Raw genomic sequence first — 16,586 nt, 5'->3', positions numbered from 1 at the left:
GAGCAAAACTTTTTTACAACCTCTGGGCGAAAGAGTGGAGTCAGCGGCCCGCGGGGGAACGCGGGCTCGCCACACCACCCCCTATGAGGAGCTCAACATCATGTTTCAACCCCAACAGCTCTACCGATCAGCTACCTCCGACGCCGTGGTCCGGCGCCGGCGCAGGGCCATCATCGGCGTCGCCAGCGCCGCGCTCCTGGCTCCCATGCTCGCCGTCCCGGCCAGCGCGGTCACGGTCAGCGACCCGGCGCCGAACAGCGGCCTGGCCATCACCGGACCGGTCAATCCGGACAACGGCTTCCCGCTCTGGTTCGAGGACAAGGGAGATCCGGCCAACGGCCTGGCCCCGGTCCGGCTGGAACTATGCCTTGATCCGGCCGAATGCCCGGTGCTGCTGGAGGATCCGCTGCCCAATCCCGCCGAGCCGGCGTCCTTCCCGGACAACTTCCCCGGCGAAGCCTTCTGGTGGATGGGCGAAGCGCTGATCGATACCGGCACCCAGAGCGCCACCCTGGTCATGGCGCAGGAAGCCGCCTTCGGCGGCGCCACGGAAGAAGTGATTGACGGCGAACAGATCGTCTTCTCCCGGATCCGTATCCGGGTTGACGGCCTCCAACTGGGCGAGACCTACACGGTCACCCATCCCTACGGCGTCGAGGAATTCGTCGCCACGGACGACGGCGACGGCGGCGGTGAAATCAACTTCACGGAGGACGTCGGCTGCATGGACTTCCCCTGCACCGAAGCCGGCTTTGCCCGGGCCATGACAGGCCGTGTGGGTCCGTTCCTGCGCTGGGACACCGGCGCACCGGAGGGCCATGTCGGCGATGCCAACATCCCGCACACCGTGGTGGGCAGCCCGTACGACACGAACTTCTTCCGCGTCGACGGTCCGGGGGCGGACCTGGAGACCAACCTGTTCACGGTCCAGGGCAAGATCGCGCCGCCGTCATCGGTCTTCCCCGATGTGGCGTTCGACAACCCCTTCCTGAACGAGATCAACTGGATGCAGACCAACGGCATCTCCACCGGCTACCCGGACGGGTCCTTCCGGCCCACCACGCCTGTCGCCCGTGACGCCATGGCTGCCTTCGTCCACCGGCTGATGGGCTCGCCCGCCTTCGCTGACCCGGCTACCTCCCCGTTCCCGGATGTCTTCACGGACAACCTGTTCTACACGGAGATTGCCTGGCTCCAGACGCAGGGCATCACGGAAGGCTTCCCCGATCTCGGGTTCCACCCGTACGAGTCCGTCAACCGCGACGCGATGGCAGCCTTCCTGTACCGGCTGGCCGGCTCGCCGGACTTCACCCCGCCGGCGGTCTCCCCGTTCCCGGACGTGACCACCGACAACCAGTTCTACACGGAAATCGCGTGGCTGGCCGACCAGCTGATCACCACCGGCTACTCCGACGGCACCTTCCGTCCCGCCTCGCCGGTGAACCGCGACGCGATGGCTGCCTTCATGTTCCGCTGGAACGCACTGTTCGGCACCATCCAGGATCCCGCAGCACCGGCTGCCGACCCGGCAGACGAAGCTGACCCGGCGGACGCTGCCGACCCGGCCGACGGTGACGCCGCAGCCGGCGACGGCGCAGCAGCCGACGCGGAGGCGGAAGCCGAGACCGTAACCGCGCCGTAGTAATCTACCGGGCCACCTGGCCCAACCGGTCTGCAGCCCCGCTCCACCAGGAGCGGGGCTGCATTCTGTTGCGTACTGCACTCTGTTGCGGGACTGTCACCCAGTTACGCCGCGGGTCGGGCCTTCCGCAGCGCCTCCAACAGGGTCGCCAGCGAGCCGCCCTTGGGCAGGACACAGCAGGTGCCCAGCAGCGCGGCATCGTCCCGAATCTGGGTGGACGGATCGCCGGTGAGGATCACAATCCCGGTAGCCGGGGCCTGCGCAAGGATCCGTCCGGCGGCACTGAGGCCATCGCCGTCGCCCAGGTGGTAGTCCATGACGACGACGTCCGGACGAAGGCTCAGGCACAGACTGACACCCTCCTCGGCGCTCCGGGCGCACCCGATGCTGACCAGGTCCGCTTCCCGGTCGAGCGCACCGATCAGCAGTTCCGCGAACCGGCTGTGGTCGTCGACGACGACCACCCGTGTGCGTTTGGCGGAAACCTGCTCCAAAGCCTGCCGGCTCCCACCCGTATTATCCGTCACAACGATTCACCCGCAACCGCTGCCCTATCCCGGCCAGCACCGGAGCACCTGCTCATGCAGCCGCCAGTGCCTTGTGCAGGAAATTGCTGAGCACATCACCCGCAGCGCGGAGGGACGCTGAGGCATCCGGCGCCCCGTCGCCGCCAGCCTGGCTGAGCTGTTCGTGCAGGTACAGCAGTGCCGAGAGCGCCTCGGAGAGGTCGCCGTCGGTGTCCGCAGTGGCGCTGAGCAGCCGGGTGTAGGCGTCGCGCAGGACCGGACCCGGCGCGCAGCCGAGTTCCTGCTGCAGGCCGCGGCGGCACCGCTCGTACGCCTGCAGCCCCTCTGCATACCGGCCGGCCTGCTCCATCGCCAGGATCAGGGCGGTCCAGGCGCGTTCATTCAATTGGTCGGTGGCCAGGGCGGTCTGCGCCCAGAGGATGGCCTCATCCGGCTTGCCCAGTTCGACGGCGGTCTCCGCGGCCTGGATGCGCAGCGAGGCGACCCGGATGGCGTGCAGACTGCGTTCGGACTCGGCCCATTCGGCCGTCAGTTCATCCCCCAGCAGGGGTTCGTCGGCCAGGTGCAGCGCCCGGCACAGCAGCGGGTAGGCCGCTGCGGGCGGCGCCTGCTCGGCGGCGCGGACCAGGGCATCGAATTGGTCAAGGTCCGACTCCACCATGCTGCGGTCGATGACATAGCCCGCATTCACCGTCTGCAGAGGCCCGTTCCGGGATCCGCCGGGCTGCAGGAACCGGCGCAGGACACTGACGTAGCTCTGCAGGGTCGCGACGGCCTCCCCCGGCGCGTCCTGGCCCCACACTAACTCAATGATCCGCTCCTTGGAGACCGGGATGCCGGGGTGCAGGAGCAGGATTTCCAGGATCTGGCGGGGCTTGATCCCGCCGAGGTCGTGCGCTCCAAGCACCACGTCCCCGCGCTGGATCCGCAGACTGCCAAGGAGGTGCAGGACTATCCGCTGCTGGGTAACTGAATTCGGTTCCATGACGTTCCTGAGAATGTGCGGGCATCAGTACTCCATCATGCGTCCGCTGCCGAATTCGCTGTACCCCTCCGTGGAGGGAGGATCGGCCCCCAAAACTAGGGGTTGCTCCCAAGGAATTCCCAAGCCAGTTGTTGTACGCGGGGGTGGACCGTCCGGCGGTCAACCACCGCCGCTCAGCCACCGGCGGTGGTAGCCTGACGTCCATGTGGCGAAAGCTGGCTCCCGCGCCCCCGGCTGGGGCCGGTCACGCTGGCCTCCGCCCCGGCCCTGCGTTCGCGTCCGCTGCTGTACGAATTCCCGAAAGAGAGGCCCCTGATTGGCTAGGTCCCATATGTTCTCCTCGCGGTCCATGGACAGGCTGGCCGAGGCGGACTCGGTGGCTGTGATCGGCCTGGGTCGCTTCGGCGGCGCGCTCGCCCTGGAACTGATGAGCGAAGGCGTGGAGGTGCTGGGCATCGACGTGCAGGACGAGATCGTCGAGTCCTTCAATGGCCAACTGACCCATGTGGTGCGGGCGGACTCCACCAAGGAGGAGGCGCTGCGCCAGCTCTCAGTGCACGAGTTCGACCGTGTGGTGGTGGGCATCGGCACGGACATCGAGGCCAGCATCCTGACCACCTCGCGGCTGCTGAAGTTCAACAAGCCGGTGATCTGGGCCAAGGCGATCAGCGAACCGCACGCGGAGATCCTGGAGCAGCTGGGCGTGCACCACGTGATCCGGCCGGAGCATGACATGGGCCGGCGCGTGGCGCACCTGGTCCGCGGGGCGGTCCAGGATTTTGTGGACTTCGGCGACGACTTCGTCATGGTCCGCACCACTGTCCCGGCCGTGGCGCAGGACCGGCCGCTGGGGGTGCTGGGGGTACGGGAAAAATACGGTGTGACGGTGGTGGCGGTCAAGCGGCGCGGGGGCCAGTGGGAGCACACCACCGCCCAGACGGTGCTGTACGACGACGACCAGATCATCATCTCCGGGTCGGTGGCCAAGACTGAGCAGTTCGCGCAGCTGACGTAAACGGACGACGGCGGCAGGGCCGGTCCCCTGCCGCCGTCGCCTTGGTTCTAGCGGTCGTATGGTGCCGGGCGGGCGCGGACTACTTGCTCGCGCCGGCCTTCTGCACGCTTTCCTCTGCGACCTTCTGCGCGAACTTCTTGATTTCGTCCGCGGTGTGGGTTTCCTGCTCCAGGTTCTGCTTGAGCAGGTCCACGACTTCCTTGGCACCCATGGCCTCGGCGTGGGTGATCAGTGTTTCGTACACCGCGGTCTCATAGTGCTCCGTGCCCAGGGCTGCGGCCAGGACCGCCGAGTCGATCAGGGCCTCGTCCGTCTTCTCGAACACCTTCTTGCCTTCTTCCTTCATGCCCTTGGTGGTGGGCGAAGGGTGCTCCTTGGCCGGCTCCCCCAGCACCTCGAATACCTTCTCGAGGTTGCTGACCTGCTCGCGGGTCTCCTCCTGGTGATGCTTGAAGAAGTCCTTGAGTTCCTTCCGCTGCGCGGATTCTTCCAGCTCGGCCAGCATGTCCAGCGTGTCGTTTTCCATCCTGAGCGCGCTTCCCAGCTTGTAAGCGAAAAGCTCCTCGGGCGTCTTGAACTGAACCGTCATCGCACAACTCCTAAGTAGGCTTAGCAATCTTTGGAACGAGCCTACCCTAACCCGAAGCGCCTGCCGGACGGAAGTCCGCACCAGCCCACGGTCGAGTCTGCTCAGGTACTGCGGCGCCGCTTTGGCGTGTTGCCCCGACTCGCCCGATAAAAGACGAGCCGTGCCGCAGTACCTGAGCAATCTGGTTCAGGCCCGGAGGTTTCGGGTGCGGGCCAGGGCGGTGCCGCCGGCGGCCAGGCCCAGCAGACCGGCGACCAGACCGGTCCAGCCGAGCGCCCGCGCCGAGACGCCGCCGTCGGACGCAGAGTCCGAAGAAGCCGCCTCCGTGTCAGCACCAGCTTCCTCGGCGGATGCATCCGGAACGGTGTGCTCGTCGCCCGACCCGCCTGCCGCCGTCGTAGTAATGGACGGCGCCGGCAGCTCCGGCTCATCCTGGCCCTCGACGTGCTCCTCGCTCCAGTTCACCACGGTCCCGTCCGTGTAGGACTGGGCCGCCGGCAGCAGCACGGTGGTGCCTTCGGCCGGCAGCCGGCCGACCGAGATCGAGAACGTCTGGTACTGGTTAGGGCCGATCTGGTGCGCCTCGTCCGCGGTCCACACCACGGAGGTGGCCGCGCGCGTCACCGTGGCGCCGTTGACCTCGACCGGCTCCGGCAGCTCGGACTCGATGACCTCCGCGGTCCAGCCGTCGATCGGCTTGACGGAAACGGAGGTGAACGGCGTGTCGGTCGGCAGCGTGACCTCGAGCTTGTTGGTGCTGGCGCTTTCCGATTCGTTCGGGACGCTGAAGGTCAGCTGCGAAAAGCCGCCTTCGGAGGTCGACGTCGGCGAGACGGTGACGTGGGCCGAGGCAGCGCCGAGGCCGAAGCTCATGAGGCCGGCGGTGGCAGCGAGGACGGCCGCGGCCTTGAGGGTCCTGTGGGCGCGCGGGGTTCGGGTGTTCATGGGTTTGCCTTTCGCGGGTCGCTGCCGTGCGTGCGCGGGCACGCCGATAAAGGGCAGCGGGAAATTGTGGACTGTGGGTTTAGGGAAGTACGACGGTGGGTGGTCCCCGCAGGCTGTCCGTGCGCAGATTGCGCCAGGGCGCCGGGATGGTGACGGAGTCGCGGCTGAACTGCCGCGGTCCGGCGGGAAGGACCGCCGCCGGACGCAGGATCGGAACCGACGGTCGGAGCCAGGCCAGCAGCAGGACCAGGGACGCCTCGCCCTTGCTGAGCAGCCAGGCGGTCACCACGGCGGCCAGCACGTGGCCGGCGAGCATGCTGAGAGGGTCGAAGCTGTCCGCGGCGTGCTGGGCCGGGGCCAGGACCTCAAGCGGGAGGCAGTGGATGCCGGTGCTTCCGCTCGCTGCGGCGGCATTAGTGTGGGCGGCACCGGCATGGCCGGCATGGACCGCCGGCGCCCCGGGCAGGCAGACGGTGGGATGGGACAGCACCGTGAAGGCTTCGTGGAGCAGCAGCTGGCCTGCCCCGAGAATCCCCAACAGCGCCGGCAGGGACAGCGGCCGGCCGGCCAGCCAGGTCACCGGCATCAGCAGTAGGGCCGTCAGCGCGATCAGAATTTCCACCGGCGGCAGAGTCCCGCCGCCGAGCACGTGTCCTCCGGCGGCCAGCGAGAACACGGCGCCGGTAATCAGGGCAGAACGGAAGAGACGCAGCGGGCCGTGGCGGCTCATGCCATCCTCCCATTCCCCGAGTCCAAGGCGGCTGCTTCGACCGTAAAAGCGGAAGATTGGAAAAAACCTACACACAGCAGGCCTTGCGGCACCGGGACGGCGGCCTCCGATCGCTCAACCGTCTTGGGTAGCTCGAAGGCACCCTCCGCGCCCGGCCCAGATTGCTCAGGTTCTTCCGTGGCGTCGCCACTTTTTGCGGCGTGTTGCCCAGACACGCCGACGAAGCCCCCCAGGACCTGAGCAGACTCAACCCGAGGGCGGGATCCTACATTTCCGGACCGAAAATGAACTCCTTCGCATGCGCCACGGCCTTCCGGAACGCGTCATTGCGCAGGGCGATCTGCTCCTCGTCCATCTCGTCACCGGCCTCCACGTACTGGATAAAGTCCGGCCGCAGCACCCAGATGTCCCCGGTCGGCGGCAGGTAAAAAACGCCGAAGGAACGGTGCTGGCGATCCTCTTCCTCCCAGATCGGCACCACCGCAACCGCGGCGCCGGTATCGATGTTGATCCACTGGGCCCGCGGGCGGGGCTGGTCATGGAAAAAGACGCTCGGATCCAGAAACGGCGCCGTGCCTTTGCCCCAGCGTGCCTCGAAACGTTCATGGAAGACCGGAAAGAGGGTGGAGTCATAGCGACGCCAACTGTTCATGGTGTGTCCTTTGCGAGGTGACGGCACGCTAGCCAAGGAGCCGCCGCAGCAGCGCGGCCAACTCCTCGAAGGGATCTGGATCGTAGGGTTTCGGCCTCTGGGGCCGGGCCGGCTCCTGGGACCGGGCCGGGGGGTTCTCCCACAGCCGGCCGTTCCGGTACACCGGCCCGACGCGGATAGGCGGCTCGCCTGCGAAGTGCGCGGGGTCGGCCGGAGCCGGACGCGCAGCCCCGCCGGGAACCGGTCCCGGACGGGGCCGGTTGGCGCGGTCATATTCGGCGCGCCTCCGGCTGTCGCCGAGCACCTCATACGCGCGCATGACCTGGCCCAGAGCCGCCGCGTCGGAGTCCCTGTTCCGGCTGTCCTGCCCAGGCGGCTGGACGTCAGGGTGGTACTTCCGCATCAGCTGCCGGTACGCGCGGGCGATCTCCGGGGACGTAGCCGTTGGGGCCACCCCCAGGATGGCGTAGTAGTCGGGGTCGTTGCGGCTCATCGGAAGTCTCTGGGACAGGGACATCAAGTTCGACGACGGCGGTCCCCGGCAGGGTGCCGGGGACCACCGGGGACGCGCCGGGTTAGGCGTTGATCTCCTGCTTGGTCCCGGCGCTGGAGATCTCGATCTTTCTTGGCTTGGCCTTCTCGGCGACCGGAATACGCAAGGTGAGAACACCGGCGTCGTACGAGGCCTGGATGCGGTCCGTGTCCAGTGTCTCGCCCAGGATCAGCTGGCGGCTGAAGACGCCGCGGGGCCGTTCGGCGGCGAGCATCTCGGTCTTCTCATCCGTCTTGCTCGGCCGTTCCGCCCGGACCGTCACGACGTTGTGCTCAACGTCCAGGTCCACGGACGCCGGATCGACGCCGGGAAGATCGAACTCAACGATGAACTCCTCGCCTTCCCGCCAGGCATCCATGGGCATGGCGGCGGGCCGGGCGGTGGTGCCAAAAACCTGCTGCGTGAGGCGGTCGAGTTCACGGAACGGGTCGGTACGCATCAACATTTTTTAGCCTCCTCAACTATTTGGTTTTCTCGGTTCGTACCCGCCGATCTGTATTGGCTGGTACACATTTTTTATACCGCGGGTGTAAGTTTGAATCAAGAGGAGTTTTGGAGGTGATCATGCCCGGCGAACAGCCCGAAGGGTCCCGTGCCGTGTATGGAATCGCGGTGGCGGCGGATCTGGTCGGTCTGGGGCAGCAGACCCTGCGGCAGTACGAACGCAAGGGCCTGATCGAACCCGCGCGCACTGGCGGCGGAACCCGCCGGTACAGCGAGGACGACCTGGTGCGGCTGCGCCGGATCGCCGAACTCCTCGATGCTGGCCTCAACCTGGCCGGAATCCTCATGGTCCTGCGCCTGGAAGAAGCCAACGCCGTACTGATCCAGGAACTGGCGGAGGCCAAGGCCCGGGCGCGCCGGCCGCGGCACCCCCGCGACGGCTAGCCACTCGGGGCCAGCGCGCATTGATGAACAAGCACAACAGAACAGAGGACACTGGCCGGCGGAGACGCAACTCAAGCGCCGCCGTCGGCAACGGCAGAAAGCGAAGGTGGAAAAATGACTGTTGCCTATACCGGCAAGGACCGCGGCATCAACCTGCTTCCGGGCAGGAACGGGCGCACCGGCGACGAACTGGTACCCAGCTGCGACACCTGCGGCACGGACGAATACCTGGTCTTTGAAGACTACGAGCCGCCGCAGCAGCTCCCCACCGGACAAATCCAGCCCGGCAGCACCAGCTACTGGTGCACCCAATGCGACCAGTTCAGCGGCCACCATGTGCCGATCGGCTGGGCCCCGCCGCGCTGGCGGATCACCCTGACCTGAACTCCCGCCCCGGTTGACTCAGCAGTTCACGCACGAAAAACGCGTTTTTCATGCACCTGCTGCGGAGCCAGCCGGGGGGAGGCGGACAAACAAGCGTCAGCTGCTGAACCAGCGGGAGGGACGGGTGCCGCCGTCAGCGCCGGGCCAGCCGGTAGGAGTGCTCGCGCAGCCGCCAGGTCCAACCGTAGATTTCCGCGCCCGGCAGCACATTCAGCATCGGATCGAACCGTAGGTCCGTATCCACGGCTTGGGTGCTGCCGGGAGCAGCGGACGACGCCGGCACCTGGCTTCCGGCCGATGTCAGGTGAAGTGCCCCGAACCTGGTCCATTCTCCGGTTGGCCGGGCGTGGAACAGATCGAGCGTCCAGTCGGTGCCGGCAGGGACCGTTCCGGGGCTGCCGGGATCCCCGCCGGTGGTCCGGGCGCCCAGCAGCACCGGTCCCCCGCTTCCCCGGTACGGCATGAGGGACGTGAGCCGGGCGCGGCCCGCCGTGCGGTGCATCAGCAGCGCGAACCGGGCCGGCACGTTCCAGCCGGTGGAGGCCAGCAGGATGTCCGCCTCGCCGGCTCCGGTCTGCACGCGCAGGGCCAGGCCGATGATGTCCGGCCAGGAGGCTGGGAAACCCAGCGATCGGGAGAGCCGGGCGGTGACCAGGGCGGTGCCCTGCTCGTCCAGCCAGACGATCCCGGACGTCCCTTCGCCGGTCTTCTCCAGCCTGCCGGTGAACAGGGCGCCCTTGGGGTGGATGGGTCGGTGCGGACGGAACAGCTTCACGCCGGCGAAGGCCGCCGCGAAGAGCCGGCCGAAGGCATTCGTTGGATGCATCACGCTTTGCAGTCTGCCAGCAGTGAAGGCACGGGGCCACACCCGGCCAACCATCGGTGTTAAGGCGGCGTTCATGTGCTGGAACCTTGGGCTCCTAGTATCCGGTTCATGGGAACAAAGATTTCGGTAATCGGCTGCGGCTATCTGGGCGCGGTCCACGCGGCGTGCATGGCGGAGCTGGGGCATGAGGTGGTCGGCATCGACGTCGACGAACGCAAGATCGCGGCCCTGCGGGAAGGCAGGGCGCCGTTCTTCGAACCGGGCCTGCCGGAGCTGCTGACGGCCGCCGGCGAGAGCGGGCGCCTGCGGTTCAGCACCGACATCGCCGATGCCGCCGGCGCGCAGGTGCACTTCATCGCGGTCGGCACTCCGCAGAAGAAGGGCGAGAACGCGGCGGACCTGCGCTACGTGGACGCCGCCGTCGACAACCTGCTGCCGCACCTGGGCGATGGGGACGTCGTCGTCGGCAAATCCACCGTTCCGGTGGGCACCGCCCGCCGGCTCGCCGAGAAGATCACCGAAGCCAACCCGAGCGCGCACCTGGTCTGGAACCCGGAATTCCTGCGCGAGGGCTTCGCCGTGCAGGACACCATTGCGCCGGACCGGATCGTGTACGGGCTGCCGGCCGGAGCGGAAGCCAATGAACTCGCCGGAATCCTCGACGCGGTGTACGAGCGCGCGCTGGGCAACAACACCCCGCGGATCGTCACGGACTACGAGACGGCGGAGCTGGTCAAGGTCAGCGCCAACGCGTTCCTGGCCACCAAGATCTCCTTCATCAACGCCATGGCCGAGGTCTGCGAGGCCACAGGCGCGGACGTCACCCAGCTGGCGGACGCGATCGGCCTGGACGAGCGGATCGGGCGCCGCTTCCTCAACGCCGGCCTGGGCTTCGGCGGCGGCTGCCTGCCCAAGGACATCCGCGCGTTCATGGCCCGCGCCGGCGAGCTGGGCGTGGACCAGGCCCTGAGCTTCCTGCGCGAGGTGGACCAGATCAACATGCGCCGGCGCAACCGCACCGTGGACCTGGCGCGCGAGGTCTGCGACGGCTCCCTGATTGGCAAGAAGATCGCGGTGCTGGGCCTGGCGTTCAAGCCGAATTCCGACGACGTCCGCGACTCTCCCGCGCTCAACGTCGCCGCCCAGCTGCAGCTGCAGGGCGCCGCCGTCGTGGCCACGGACCCTGAAGCGGTGGATAATTCGCAGCTGCGCTTCCCGGAGCTGACCTACGCGAAGACCGTGGAGGAAGCGGCCGAGGGCGCCGACGCGATCATGGTGCTGACCGAATGGCAGCAATACCGCCAGCTGGATCCGCACTGGCTCGGCGGGCTCGTGCGGAGCAGGACCCTCGTCGACGGCCGCAATTGCCTGGATCCTGCGGTGTGGCGGGCGGCAGGCTGGCGGTACCGGGCGCTCGGGCGGCCGTAGGGATCAGGAGTCCATACGCGTGTCTGCGTCCGCTGCCAGGACGGACAGCGGTTCGACGACGGCCCCCTCCGCCGGAAGGCCTGTCTCGCGGATCTGGAACTGGTTCGCCCCGCGTGGCCATTCGCGGAAGCGCCGAAATGCCATCGGAACGCCGCGAGCACCGGAAGCGTCGGGGCCGTCCATGACTTGTACGTGCACATGAGGCTGGGTCGAGTTGCCGGAGTTGCCGCAGTCGGCCACGTGCTGCCCCGCTGCCACTTCCTCGCCGGTCGCCACCCGAAGGGAGCCGGCCCGCAGATGAGCCAGGACAACGAACATGCCGCTGTGCCGCAGCGCAATGACCAAATGGTTGCCGGCCAGGGCAGCCGCGCCCTGACGGAGCCGCGCAGCTTGGCCCAACGAGTAGGGCACCAGGGTTAGCTGGGAGCGCCGCCCCGCGTGATCGGTCTCGCCATCGTGCGCGTGGACGACGATGCCGTCGGCCGGTGCCAGAATCGGCCGGCCGTACGCGAAGAATCTCTCCACCGGTTCGGTGGAGAGAAAGGTTCGCCAATCACGGCGGTTCGCGGTCCGCTGGTGTTGGTCCACACCGACGAAGTCGATGGCGTACCGACTGCCCATCAGGTTCGTTCCGTGACTGGGAATCCGGCGGGCGGGACTGTTTCTCGCCAGCCACGGGCCCTCGAAGGGCAACGAAATCACGATCTCCTGGGTCACGCCATTAGCCCTTCTCGGTGTCGGAGTTGATGGGGAACCTGCCGCACGCAGTCGTGCCGCTCCAAGCAACCAGTATCACGGACCAATACAGCCTGCGATGCTGTCCGCCCCGGCAGGCAGGGGGCAGGTGAATTCTTCCAGGCGCCGCTGCCAAACCGGTCCCGCGTGGCATCGTGGAAGGTCTGCAGTTCCGGGGCGCCCGCCTCAACCCGGTGGAAGCTGACCACCATGTCGCCCTCGACGGTGGACCGCGCAATTGCCAGCTCGGCGCCGTCATTCAGGTATCCGTGTTGAAGGCACTCCAGGCCTTCCGGCCCGGGCTCCTGCCCCAGCATGAGCACCATATCCGGGCACTGCGGCAGCGGGGTCCGGTTCCTGAACGCAGCCGGCGCGGCGGGGTCCGAGCGGGACTCCGCGATAACGCTGTCCGTGGACCCGCCGTCGTCGTAGGACCACCCGAAGATGGCCTCGCACCCGCAGAGCATCACGACTGCAGCGGCGAGAAGCACCGCCTGTCCTGTTCTCCGTCCGACTCCCATGGCTCTGGCCCCCCGTCGATTCCTGACTCGCTGCGAGTGGCAAGTGCCTTCCTTGAGTGTGATCCGGCGGGCACGCGGGCGCAAGGGACGGCCGGACCCGCACGCCGAGCGCTCCCGTGCCACCGTTGCCGATTATTTACGGCGGCGATTCCAGGGCGCTCCTGGAATTAGCCCAAGGCCGCTCGCCGCCCACGGCCGGGCAGCGGCGCAGACGGCTGCCTGGATTGTGGGCGCTGGCCTGCTGCTGCTCCGCATCCTCGGCAGCTATCTGCCTTCAACGACAGCGCGGCCCGCTCCTACCTCTTTGTCAGCGGCCTGCTGTTATGGGCGCTGTGGGCCTACGGCATCATGGTGGGGCTGATGGCGCGGAAGGATCGCGGCAGAAACGCTTAAATTACGACGGCGGCTGGGCGGCTTTGCGTGCCACTCCCCAGGTGCCTCCGGATTAGACATTGCCAACTGGCAGGCCTGGTGGATAGCGTCCGCCCTCTCCTTCCGCCGAGGGGTCAGATGCCTAGGATCGCCCAGCCGTAGGGGTTCAGGGTCAGGCGCGTTCCATCCAAGGTGCCCTCGCCGGCCAAGATGCCGCTGCCCGGCACATCAACGGTGACCGGATTGTTGGCCACGTTCAGGGCAACCATGAGCGCCTGCCCATCGGCCCGCGCCTCGTACACAAGGTGTTCGTTCGCCAGCGCCAGCACCCTGGTGCGGGCGCGATGCAGCCAGGCGTGCCGCCGTCGTACTCCGATCAGCTGGCGGTGCAGGTCGTAGGTGTACCAGCCGCCCTCGTATAGCTCGTCCGGGCTGTCCGGGAATTGCGGGCGGATGGCGTCGTCGCCGCCGGCGCGGTCTTCCTTCACGCCGCGGAAGGCCTGTTCGTCGCCGGAGTAGACCGAAGGTGTGCCGCCGACGGTGAACAGCACCGCGAGCGCGTGCGGGATGAGCGCCTTGTTGGTCAGGCGGCTGCCGAGCCGGGTGACGTCGTGGTTGCCGACGAAGGTCAGCGGCGCGAAGGTCTCCAGGAAGGAGTTGTGCCGGTCGAGCGCGGCGGACAGTTCGTAGAAGTTGGCATCGTTCAGCGAGCTCCAGATTGCCTTCCACAGCTCGTACTGGGTCGCCGAGTCCAGCCTGCCCTCGCGCACGGCGGCAGGATAGTCGCCGTGGATGTACTCGCCGACGAAGTAGGCTTGCGGGAATTCCGCGCGCACCGCGGGCAGGACCGTGGCCCAGAAGTCCGGCGGCACCGCGTATGCGGCGTCCAGTCTCCAGCCGTCCGCGCCGCGGCCCAGCCAGTGCTTCATGACGCGGATGACCAGATCGGCCACCTGCGGCTCGCCGTGGTTGAGCGCCACGAGGTGATGGTGTCCTTCGAAATCCGCATAGTCCGGTTCGGTCCCCGGCTGCCATTCCCCGAACGGCCAGGTGAGCCGGAACCACGGGGCCGTCTCGGCGGCGGGCCCCTCGGCAAGCACGCGCTGGAAGGCCGGGAAGCTGCGCCCGACGTGGTTGAATACCCCGTCCAGCAGCACCCGCAGCCCGCGGTCATGCGCCGCCGCGATCAGGGCATCGAAATCGGCGTCGTCCCCCAGCCGCGGGTCGATGCGGAAGTAGTCGGTGGTGTCGTAGCCGTGGGTTTCGGACGCGAAAACGGGGCCCAGTGCGATGCCGGAGGCGCCGAGTTTTACGGCGTAGTCGAGCCAGTTCAGCAGGCGCGGCAGCCGGTGTCCGACGGCGGGAAGCCCGGTCTGCGGGCCGGTCGCCTGGTCCGGGGCCGCTGCCGAGGGGTTGGGTGCCTGCCGCTCCGCACCGACGAAGCCCAGCGGGTAGACCTGCCACCACAGGACGTGCTCCACCCAGGCGGGTGCCGCCGTCGTGCTTTCCTGATCACCCTGGTTCCGGAGTCCGTTCATCCGCCTCATTCTGCCAGCACTTCAGGTTTTCCCAACCCGCCGGCCGTACTTTTGAGATGTGCCGGCAGGTCGGCACACGGGGCTGGAACACTTGGCCCACAGGGGGGAGCACAGCGTTCAAGCCTGTGGAAGCGAGGACCTCAGATGAGTACAGGCAATGATTCAGTAGTAGGAACTTATCTGGCCACCTTCACCGTCAATGTGGGAATGCCCGTGGAATTCGGCGGCTCCGCTGACGTCACCCAGTGGCTGGTGCCGATTATCGACGGCAAGGTTGAAGGGCCCCAGCTGAATGGCATCGTCCAGGCTGAGGGCGCTTATTGCTCGGTGGTCTGCGGTCCGCGGATGACGGTGCTGGAGGTGCGCTACGTGATCGAGACCGCTTGCGGCGAGCGCATCTATGTCAACGACTTCGAGACCCTTCCCGCCGGCTCGAAGGAATGCAACCGGATGCTGCTCGGCGAGGTGCCGGACTCGGCTCCCAAGGCGTTCCGCAGCGGGGCGCGGCTCATCTCCTCCGGGCCCACCTGGTCCTGGCTGAATGCCCGCACGTTCCGCGGTGTCGGGCAGCGGTATCCGGACCAGATCCGCCTTGAGGTCTTCATCCTGGCTGACTGACCCGGTCGACGGGGTGGGAGGGTTATTTCTCCTGGCGCACCCACAGGAGCTCGTACCCTTCCGGGATCTGTTCCTTAATGGCCGTAACGCCGGCCGTGTACGAGTCCGCCTCGACGATAATTTCCTCAGTGGCGGTGGGACGAATGATTCCAACAACTTTCACTGGCCCATCTTAGGCGCGTGGACGTTGAACTCCGCCGGACCCGGATCCGTGTTCTTGATGACAGCAGGCCCCATCCAGCGGAAGCCGCTGTCCAGAGGAACCGGAGCCCTCCTCGGATGCGGGGGCGGTGGCCCGCGAGGGGACGCCGCCCCCGCATTTTTGCGCCGGTTTCAGGGAAAGTACGACGTCGGCTGACCGGGTTTCCATCCGGGTCACCGTGAGGGCAGACCAAAACAGTAAGTTGGCTTACTATTAGGCATGGGCAAAGGCTCAGCGGAATCGATCCCGTCACACGATTGGAAGAACGCCATGACTTCAGAACGTGCCACCACCCGTACCCGCACCAACGTCCAGAAGGCGGCAACCGCCGTCGGCGCCGTGTTCCTGCTGGTCGGCATCCTCGGATTCATCCCCGGCATCACCACCGACTATGACCAGCTCTCCTTCGCCGGACATGAGTCGGGCGCCTTGCTGCTGGGCGTTTTCCAGGTTTCCATCCTGCACAACCTCGTCCACCTGCTCTTCGGCGTCGCCGGCCTGGCGATGGCCCGCACCGCGGCCGGAGCGCGCAACTATCTCATCTGGGGCGGGGCCATCTATCTGGTCCTGTGGCTGTACGGCCTGATCATTGACCACGACACCCCTGCCAACTTCGTCCCCGTCAACACCGCGGACAACTGGCTGCACTTCGTCCTGGGCGTCGCCATGATCGCCCTGGGCGTGCTGCTCACCCGCCGGCACACGGCGGACCGGGCGGACCGCGTCTGACCCGGAGCGCACAAACCAATATCCCAACAGACCGGTGGCGGACCCCCAGAGGGGAACCCGCCGCCGGTCTGGTTTATCCGCCGGTCTGGTTTATCCGGACGTGTCAGTCGTCGAAGTCGCTCTCGTTGAAGTCCTCAACGTCGTCAAAATCACTCTCATTGAAGTCCGCTATGTCGTCGGGGTCAAAACTCCGGATGCGGAGCCCGCCCTTGTCGTCGAAGGGCTCTGCCGGTTGGGCGGGCTGAACCGGAACGGCCTGCCGTACCGGAACGGCGGGCTGAACCGGAACCGCCGGCTGGGCCGGAGGCTGCGGGGCGGGCGCAGGCGGCGCCGGTGCGGGCGCGGGAACCACCGGCGTCGGGATGACCGTCGCCGGGGTGGAGGGTGTTTCCGGTTCCGGCGGCGGAGAGGGTTTTTCGGGTTCCGGGGCCGGCGTGGCCGTAGGTTCGGGGCTGGGTTGGCTGGTCGCCGGAGTTGCGGGAGCTGGAGTTCCTGGAGACGGCGTCTCCTGGGATGCCGGAATCCCCCCCGGTACCGGCACGGTCCGCTCCACTGTCACGCCAGCCAGCTCGCTGGCCGGAGGCAGTGCGTTGGCCGAGCTCCAGACCAAGGTGCCCGAGGCACCGGCCACAAGCAGGATAGGGATCCACAGCTTTTTCACCGCAGCCTCCTTCTGATGGGCAGTCGCGATACCGAAGGGACCAAAC

General features: G+C 67.3%; 21 protein-coding genes. 7 read left to right on the top strand and 14 right to left on the bottom strand.

Annotation, left to right across the window (positions count from 1 at the left end; translation table 11 throughout):
- The first annotated feature begins 100 nt into the window (after positions 1 to 100).
- Entirely contained in the window at positions 101 to 1,642 is a 1,542-nt protein-coding gene (locus AC5RWU_RS10760; protein ID WP_494030672.1) for an S-layer homology domain-containing protein, read from the top strand.
- A gap of 104 nt (positions 1,643 to 1,746) precedes the next feature.
- Here AC5RWU_RS10760 and AC5RWU_RS10755 read toward each other — a convergent pair whose 3' ends face one another.
- Both AC5RWU_RS10755 and AC5RWU_RS10750 read right to left on the bottom strand, forming a co-directional pair.
- A complete protein-coding gene (locus AC5RWU_RS10755; RefSeq protein WP_494030671.1) occupies positions 1,747 to 2,169 on the bottom strand; it encodes a response regulator in 423 nt (140 codons plus the stop codon).
- Between the two features lie 52 nt (positions 2,170 to 2,221).
- Complete coding sequence (locus tag AC5RWU_RS10750) at positions 2,222 to 3,154, bottom strand: AfsR/SARP family transcriptional regulator (RefSeq protein ID WP_494030670.1); 933 nt, start codon at positions 3,152 to 3,154, stop codon at positions 2,222 to 2,224.
- A gap of 331 nt (positions 3,155 to 3,485) precedes the next feature.
- Here AC5RWU_RS10750 and AC5RWU_RS10745 point away from each other — a divergent pair, with 331 nt between their 5' ends.
- Positions 3,486 to 4,169 (top strand): potassium channel family protein, encoded by a 684-nt coding sequence (locus tag AC5RWU_RS10745; protein WP_494030721.1) that lies wholly within the window; start codon positions 3,486 to 3,488, stop codon positions 4,167 to 4,169.
- A gap of 79 nt (positions 4,170 to 4,248) precedes the next feature.
- On the opposite strand, the gene AC5RWU_RS10740 is transcribed toward AC5RWU_RS10745, so the two are convergent.
- From AC5RWU_RS10740 to AC5RWU_RS10715, 6 genes are all read right to left on the bottom strand, one after another.
- A complete protein-coding gene (locus AC5RWU_RS10740; RefSeq protein WP_494030669.1) occupies positions 4,249 to 4,758 on the bottom strand; it encodes a YciE/YciF ferroxidase family protein in 510 nt (169 codons plus the stop codon).
- 186 nt (positions 4,759 to 4,944) lie between these two features.
- The gene (locus tag AC5RWU_RS10735; protein ID WP_494030668.1) at positions 4,945 to 5,703 is read right to left on the bottom strand and encodes a YcnI family copper-binding membrane protein; all 759 of its coding nucleotides are present in this window, start codon (positions 5,701 to 5,703) and stop codon (positions 4,945 to 4,947) included.
- Positions 5,704 to 5,782: 79 nt separating this feature from the next.
- Positions 5,783 to 6,433 (bottom strand): hypothetical protein, encoded by a 651-nt coding sequence (locus tag AC5RWU_RS10730; protein WP_494030667.1) that lies wholly within the window; start codon positions 6,431 to 6,433, stop codon positions 5,783 to 5,785.
- 265 nt (positions 6,434 to 6,698) lie between these two features.
- Positions 6,699 to 7,085: a hypothetical protein gene (locus AC5RWU_RS10725; protein WP_494030666.1), complete on the bottom strand. Its 387-nt coding sequence runs from the start codon at positions 7,083 to 7,085 to the stop codon at positions 6,699 to 6,701.
- A 28-nt stretch (positions 7,086 to 7,113) separates the two neighbouring features.
- On the bottom strand, positions 7,114 to 7,578 hold the full coding sequence (locus AC5RWU_RS10720; protein ID WP_494030665.1) for a J domain-containing protein: 465 nt from the start codon (positions 7,576 to 7,578) through the stop codon (positions 7,114 to 7,116).
- A gap of 82 nt (positions 7,579 to 7,660) precedes the next feature.
- Positions 7,661 to 8,083 carry an Hsp20/alpha crystallin family protein gene (locus AC5RWU_RS10715; protein WP_494030664.1) on the bottom strand — a complete coding sequence of 141 codons (423 nt, stop codon included), beginning with the start codon at positions 8,081 to 8,083 and terminating at the stop codon, positions 7,661 to 7,663.
- Between the two features lie 119 nt (positions 8,084 to 8,202).
- On the opposite strand from AC5RWU_RS10715, the gene AC5RWU_RS10710 reads away from it, so the two are divergent.
- Positions 8,203 to 8,526 (top strand): MerR family transcriptional regulator, encoded by a 324-nt coding sequence (locus AC5RWU_RS10710; protein WP_494030663.1) that lies wholly within the window; start codon positions 8,203 to 8,205, stop codon positions 8,524 to 8,526.
- Positions 8,527 to 8,640: 114 nt separating this feature from the next.
- Entirely contained in the window at positions 8,641 to 8,910 is a 270-nt protein-coding gene (locus tag AC5RWU_RS10705; RefSeq protein WP_494030662.1) for a hypothetical protein, read from the top strand.
- Positions 8,911 to 9,043: 133 nt separating this feature from the next.
- On the opposite strand, the gene AC5RWU_RS10700 is transcribed toward AC5RWU_RS10705, so the two are convergent.
- Positions 9,044 to 9,736, bottom strand: a complete 693-nt coding sequence (locus tag AC5RWU_RS10700) for a hypothetical protein (protein ID WP_494030720.1) — start codon at positions 9,734 to 9,736, stop codon at positions 9,044 to 9,046.
- 108 nt (positions 9,737 to 9,844) lie between these two features.
- On the opposite strand from AC5RWU_RS10700, the gene AC5RWU_RS10695 reads away from it, so the two are divergent.
- Positions 9,845 to 11,164 (top strand): UDP-glucose dehydrogenase family protein, encoded by a 1,320-nt coding sequence (locus tag AC5RWU_RS10695; RefSeq protein ID WP_494030661.1) that lies wholly within the window; start codon positions 9,845 to 9,847, stop codon positions 11,162 to 11,164.
- 3 nt (positions 11,165 to 11,167) lie between these two features.
- Here AC5RWU_RS10695 and AC5RWU_RS10690 read toward each other — a convergent pair whose 3' ends face one another.
- From AC5RWU_RS10690 to AC5RWU_RS10680, 3 genes are all read right to left on the bottom strand, one after another.
- On the bottom strand, positions 11,168 to 11,881 hold the full coding sequence (locus tag AC5RWU_RS10690; RefSeq protein WP_494030660.1) for a M23 family metallopeptidase: 714 nt from the start codon (positions 11,879 to 11,881) through the stop codon (positions 11,168 to 11,170).
- On the bottom strand, positions 11,878 to 12,390 hold the full coding sequence (locus AC5RWU_RS10685; protein ID WP_494030659.1) for a hypothetical protein: 513 nt from the start codon (positions 12,388 to 12,390) through the stop codon (positions 11,878 to 11,880). Before AC5RWU_RS10685 ends, AC5RWU_RS10690 begins: the two co-directional genes overlap by 4 nt.
- Before the next feature lie 536 nt (positions 12,391 to 12,926).
- Positions 12,927 to 14,330 carry an alpha-amylase family glycosyl hydrolase gene (locus tag AC5RWU_RS10680; protein WP_494030658.1) on the bottom strand — a complete coding sequence of 468 codons (1,404 nt, stop codon included), beginning with the start codon at positions 14,328 to 14,330 and terminating at the stop codon, positions 12,927 to 12,929.
- 144 nt (positions 14,331 to 14,474) lie between these two features.
- Here AC5RWU_RS10680 and AC5RWU_RS10675 point away from each other — a divergent pair, with 144 nt between their 5' ends.
- Entirely contained in the window at positions 14,475 to 14,948 is a 474-nt protein-coding gene (locus AC5RWU_RS10675) for a DUF3237 family protein (RefSeq protein ID WP_494030657.1), read from the top strand.
- 22 nt (positions 14,949 to 14,970) lie between these two features.
- On the opposite strand, the gene AC5RWU_RS10670 is transcribed toward AC5RWU_RS10675, so the two are convergent.
- Complete coding sequence (locus AC5RWU_RS10670; RefSeq protein WP_494030656.1) at positions 14,971 to 15,111, bottom strand: hypothetical protein; 141 nt, start codon at positions 15,109 to 15,111, stop codon at positions 14,971 to 14,973.
- Positions 15,112 to 15,420: 309 nt separating this feature from the next.
- On the opposite strand from AC5RWU_RS10670, the gene AC5RWU_RS10665 reads away from it, so the two are divergent.
- The gene (locus tag AC5RWU_RS10665) at positions 15,421 to 15,879 is read left to right on the top strand and encodes a DUF4383 domain-containing protein (RefSeq protein ID WP_494030655.1); all 459 of its coding nucleotides are present in this window, start codon (positions 15,421 to 15,423) and stop codon (positions 15,877 to 15,879) included.
- 103 nt (positions 15,880 to 15,982) lie between these two features.
- Here the strand turns inward: AC5RWU_RS10665 and AC5RWU_RS10660 are convergent, their stop codons facing one another.
- Positions 15,983 to 16,540: a hypothetical protein gene (locus AC5RWU_RS10660; protein ID WP_494030654.1), complete on the bottom strand. Its 558-nt coding sequence runs from the start codon at positions 16,538 to 16,540 to the stop codon at positions 15,983 to 15,985.
- Positions 16,541 to 16,586: the final 46 nt, after the last annotated feature.

This window comes from Arthrobacter sp. B0427-1-12 (assembly GCF_059092905.1).
Note: the sequence above shows the minus strand (reverse complement) of the source record. Positions and strands in the feature narration are given on the sequence as shown.